The organism is Streptomyces montanisoli (genome assembly GCF_017813245.1).
Classification (GTDB): Bacteria; Actinomycetota; Actinomycetes; order Streptomycetales; family Streptomycetaceae; genus Streptomyces; species Streptomyces montanisoli.
Map to the genome: position 1 here is coordinate 1 of NZ_JAGIQL010000284.1, position 4,388 is coordinate 4,388.

The following is a 4,388-nucleotide window of genomic DNA, read 5'->3' on the forward strand; positions in this document are numbered from 1 at the left end:
ATTCGAGGCCGACTCCTTGCACTCCATCGCTGGCGCCGCCAGGTGCGCACGCTGACCCGGCGCACGCCCCGGCCGCCTTCGCCGCCCCGCCCGCCTAGGGCGGGGCTGCCTCGGGCGCCCCGGCCACACCGGGGCGGGGGCGGGGGCCGGACCGGGAGGCCGGCCCGGTACGGGATTCCGCTCCCGACCCGGGCTCGGGCTCGGGACCGGACTCCGACGCCGGCTCCGCGGACTCGTCGGCGCGCGCCGGCAGCAGGCCGAGCACCGCTTCCCGGTGCGCGGCGGGCGCCGTCTCGTCGTGGGGGTCGGGCGTGGCCGGCACCTGCAGCCGCAGCACCTCGCAGGCGCCCAGGCGCGCGTACCCGCGGCCGGGCGGGACGTCCGGCCGCGGGGTCGTGTGCGGGGGTGCGCCGAGCACGGACTCCGCCAGCCCCGCGGAGACGGATCCGAGCACGACGCGCGCGCGTGTGTGGGCCTTGACGGTCTCCTCGACCCAGTCGAGCGCGTCGATCTGGTCGGCCACCACCACCGTCACCCCGGCCGCCCTGCCGTGCCGCAGCGGCACGGTCAGCAGCTGCTGCGGGTCGCGCATGGACTCGGCCGCCGCGAGGTGGGCGAAGACGCTCGGCCGGTCGAAGAGGACCCACAGGGGCCGCTTGACGTCGTCGGGAAGCGGAAGACCCGCCTGCCGCGCCCGGTTCGCGGCGATCAGCCGCCGCTCCGTCTCGCGCGCCACCCACTCAAGCGCCGAGAGCGCGCCGCCGAGCGCCGACTCCACCCCGAGCACCCCGGGCCGGCCCAGGAAGCAGGCGAACTCGCCCGTGCCGCTGCCCTCGACCACCAGCACGTCGCCGTGGCGCAGCGCCTGGAGCGCGATGCCCCGCAGCAGGCTCGTCGAGCCGGCGCCCGGCAGGCCGGTCACCAGGAGGTGCGGCTCCGTGGAGCGCTGCCCGGTCCGCCAGACGACCGGCGGTTCCTGCAGCGTCTCCCCGCCGGCCACGACCGGGACCGTGCGCCGTACGGACACGTCGTCCGTGAAGCCGAGCAGCGTCTCGCCGGGGACGGTGGCGAAGCGCTGCGCGACGATCGATGTGGACAGGGCGGGCAGCACGCTCATGACGAGCTCGTTGCCCTCCTCGTTCCAGGCGAAGTGGTACTCCCTGCCACGCCCGGACTTGGCGTGCAGGAGCTGTTCGACGGTGGCGCGCGCGGTGGCGTCGCCGTCGGTGAAGTACGGCGGGTACGTCACCCGCAGGCGGGTCAGGCGCCCCTCGCCGTCGAACTCGTACGCGTCGAACGCCGAGCTCCACTCCCCGCCGTGGGCGAAGAGCGGACTCGGGTCCTCCGGTACGGAGAAGTAGGGCACCAGCGCCTCGTAGAGGGCCTGCAACCGCCGCGACTCCGCCTCGTCGGGCCCGGTCACGCGTGGGGTGCGGTCGCGTCCCTTCCACGCGGCCAGCGCCATGACCGTGACGAGGGCGAGCAGCGGCCCGTACGGCATGAGCGCGACCACCAGGACGCAGGCCGCCACCAGGAACAGCGCGGGACCGCGCCGTTCCTTCGGGGTGCCGGCCCACTTCTGCCGCGCCGCGACGGCGAGCAGCCGCAGACCGCGCGTGAGCGTGATCAGCGGATGGAGGACGTCCGTGGCGCTGTCGGCGGCCGTACGCGCCATCTCGCGGCCACGCGCGAGACGGATGGTGCCGCTGCTCAGAATGCGGGGGAGTGGTCGCCGGGCCACAGCTGTCTCCTGGAGGTGCGGAAGGGATTCGACGGGCGACGAGCGGTCGCGCGGATGCGGATCAGGGGTCAGAACTTGATCCCGCCCAGGAGCCCGGCGAGGCTCTGACCTCCTGCCGTGATGCTCGGCGCGATGGCCGTGCCCGCCAGGTAGAAGCCGAACAGCGCGCACACCAGACCGTGCGACGCCTTGAGCCCGTCCTTCCTGAAGAAGAGGAAGACGATGATGCCCAGCAGCACGACGCCCGAGATAGACAGAATCATGAGTGTTCTCCTGGTTGAGGGGACAGTCACCATGAGTTGTTCCATCCTGACGCCAAGTATCTATATGACTAAAGGTGCAAATGGGTGAAAGATCCGTTTTTTCACCGCAATGGACCAGTGTCGCTGCCGATCCGGATGCCAAGTTCGGCGCAGTACCCTTCCGTGCGGCGGTGAGCCGGAACCGGAATCGGGTCCGTCACCCGAAGCGGAACCGGAAACGGGAGGCGGTGGACCGCGTCCCGCACGGATACGGTGCGCCAGTCCGGGCATGAGCAGGTGGCGCCTAAATGTGGTCGCGGTGGCGAAAACGCTGGGTCATCATGACGACGGGCCCATACCGGGCCTGCGACGAGAGGCAGTGGAAATGGTCTACACCAAGCAGACGACAGTGGGTCCCCCTTGTTGCCGCGCGGCCTAGGTAATCCCCGGTTGTGTCGACAGCTTGATGTGAGGCTTCCCGAATGTTCGATCCGGTCATAGCTCCGAGCGGCACCCTGCTCGGCCTGCTCCAGCGCGGCCGCGGCGACGGCACGCTGCACGCGCTCGCCGCCCCGCGCGACGAGGCGCTCGCCGCCCTCGACCACTGCGTGCTCGGCGACCCGCGCCACGACTGGCAGGCGGAGAACCGCTCCCTCTACTACGCGCGCCTCTACCTCGACCTCCACGGTGGGCTCGACGCGATCGACCACCACCTCTTCCGTGCCGAGGACCAGTACGAGACCGGCGAGGAGCGCACCGGGCTCGCCCTCGCCGTCCTCGGTCATCTCGCCTCGTACGGCAGGCGGGACGCCCTCGACCTGCTCAGGCGCTACGCCGTCATGGGCTCGAACTGGGCCTGGGCGCTCGACGAGCTGGCGCTGCGCGACGACGACCAGGGCCTGCGCGCACTCGCCATGCCGGTACTCGCACGGTTCCCCGCGACGCCCGAGGGCGAGGCCGCACTCGCCGCAGCCGTCCGCGACGCGTTCGAGCCACGGCCCTGGCGGCTGTGGGCCGACGACGAGCGCGACGGCGTCGGCGACCGCGTCAGGGCGGCGGGCGAGCGTGGCTCGTTCGACCGGTGGCAGCGGCAGCTGCGGCCGCAGGGCCCGCGCCCCGGCTGGAGTGTCGGCGCCGTGCTCGACTGGGCACAGCAGGGCCACGAGGACGGCGGCGACCCGGGGCTGCCCGCGTCGCGCTGCCTGCTCGCCGTCGCAGGACCCGAGGACCGCCCGGCGGTCCTCGAAGCGGCACGGAGCGGGCCGCCCGGCGCCCGCGGCGCCTGCCTGCACTACCTGGCCAGAACCTCCGACCCCGCGGCGCTCGACCTGATCGAAGCGGCCGCGGGCGGCGAACGCGTGGTGGCGGACGCGGCCGTCGCGGCCTTCGAGCGGATGTGCGGCGTCGCGGCCGTCGAGAGGGCACGGCGCTGGGTGCACAGGCCCGACGGGCTCGGAGCCGCGGCCGCGCGCGTGCTGGCCGTACGGGGCGCCGCGCAGGACGCGCCGCTCGTGCTCGGCGCCCTGCGCGAGACCGTGCGGGCCGACGGCCCCGACGCGCCCGCGCTGTGGACACTCGTGGACGGGGCCGGGCGGCTCGGCATCGCCTGCGCGGCGCCCGTGCTGCGCCACGTCTACCGCGAGACGACCTCCTCCCAGCTGCGGGGCAGGACCGCGCGCGCCCTCGCGGCGACCGACCCCTCGTACGCGACGGGCTTCGCCTTCGAGTGCCTGTGGGACTGCGAGGAGACCACCCGCGAGATCGCGGCACTGCACGCGGAGATGGGCGACGCGCGGGTCGCGGAGCGGCTGCGCTCGCTCGCCGCCGACCCCGCGGAGGAGGACGAGGTGCAGACGGCAGTACGCAGCCGCTTCGGCCCGGACGCGCCGGCACTGTAGCGCGCGCCCCGCAGGGGGACGCCCCCTCGTGGCCGCGAGCGGCCTCCGCCGGCCCATCGCCGCCCACTGGGCTGCGCGGGCACCCGCCGCGCGCGTGGTCGAGTCCCCACGCCGTGCCGGGCGGCTCTCGTGGCGTGCCACACGCGGGCGCGCCCCGCGTGGCCGTGAGCGGGCTTTGGTCCGCGGGTTCGGCCGGCTGATCGCGGCCCATGGGCTGGGCGGTAACCCGCCGCGGGCGTGGTTGGCTGCCCGCGCCCGCGCGGCGCGAGGTTCTGCGGTGGCGTCGCACGTCGGCCGCTGTGCCGCCGGTCGGTGGTGGCGCGCGCCACCACCGACCGGCCGGGTCGGGAGAGCGCACGCCTGGACTCCAGTCACCGATGGATCCCGCATGCCGGCTTCCGCTTCAGAGAGGGGGGGGGGGGGGGGGGGGGGGGGGGGGGGGGGGGGGGGGGGGGGGGGGGGGGGGGGGGGGGGGGGGGGGGGGGGGGGGGGGGGGGGGGGGGGGGG

Annotated in this window: 3 protein-coding genes; 1 reads left to right on the top strand and 2 read right to left on the bottom strand. The window is 74.8% G+C overall.

The genetic code is table 11. The features are described 5' to 3' along the window. Positions 1-94 precede the first annotated feature (94 nt). Both JFN87_RS32145 and JFN87_RS32150 read right to left on the bottom strand, forming a co-directional pair. Complete coding sequence (locus JFN87_RS32145) at positions 95-1,741, bottom strand: hypothetical protein (RefSeq protein WP_307865677.1); 1,647 nt, start codon at positions 1,739-1,741, stop codon at positions 95-97. A 68-nt stretch (positions 1,742-1,809) separates the two neighbouring features. Continuing rightward, a complete protein-coding gene (locus JFN87_RS32150) occupies positions 1,810-2,004 on the bottom strand; it encodes a hypothetical protein (RefSeq protein WP_030907041.1) in 195 nt (64 codons plus the stop codon). 461 nt (positions 2,005-2,465) lie between these two features. On the opposite strand from JFN87_RS32150, the gene JFN87_RS32155 reads away from it, so the two are divergent. Next, the gene (locus JFN87_RS32155; RefSeq protein WP_209345898.1) at positions 2,466-3,881 is read left to right on the top strand and encodes a HEAT repeat domain-containing protein; all 1,416 of its coding nucleotides are present in this window, start codon (positions 2,466-2,468) and stop codon (positions 3,879-3,881) included. Positions 3,882-4,388 lie beyond the last annotated feature (507 nt).

What these genes read in the sequence shown, in the direction of transcription:
- JFN87_RS32155 (WP_209345898.1), top strand. Translation starts at nt 2,466, where the DNA reads ATGTTCGATCCGGTCATAGCTCCGAGCGGCACCCTGCTCGGCCTGCTC.
- JFN87_RS32150 (WP_030907041.1), bottom strand. Translation starts at nt 2,004, where the DNA reads ATGATTCTGTCTATCTCGGGCGTCGTGCTGCTGGGCATCATCGTCTTC.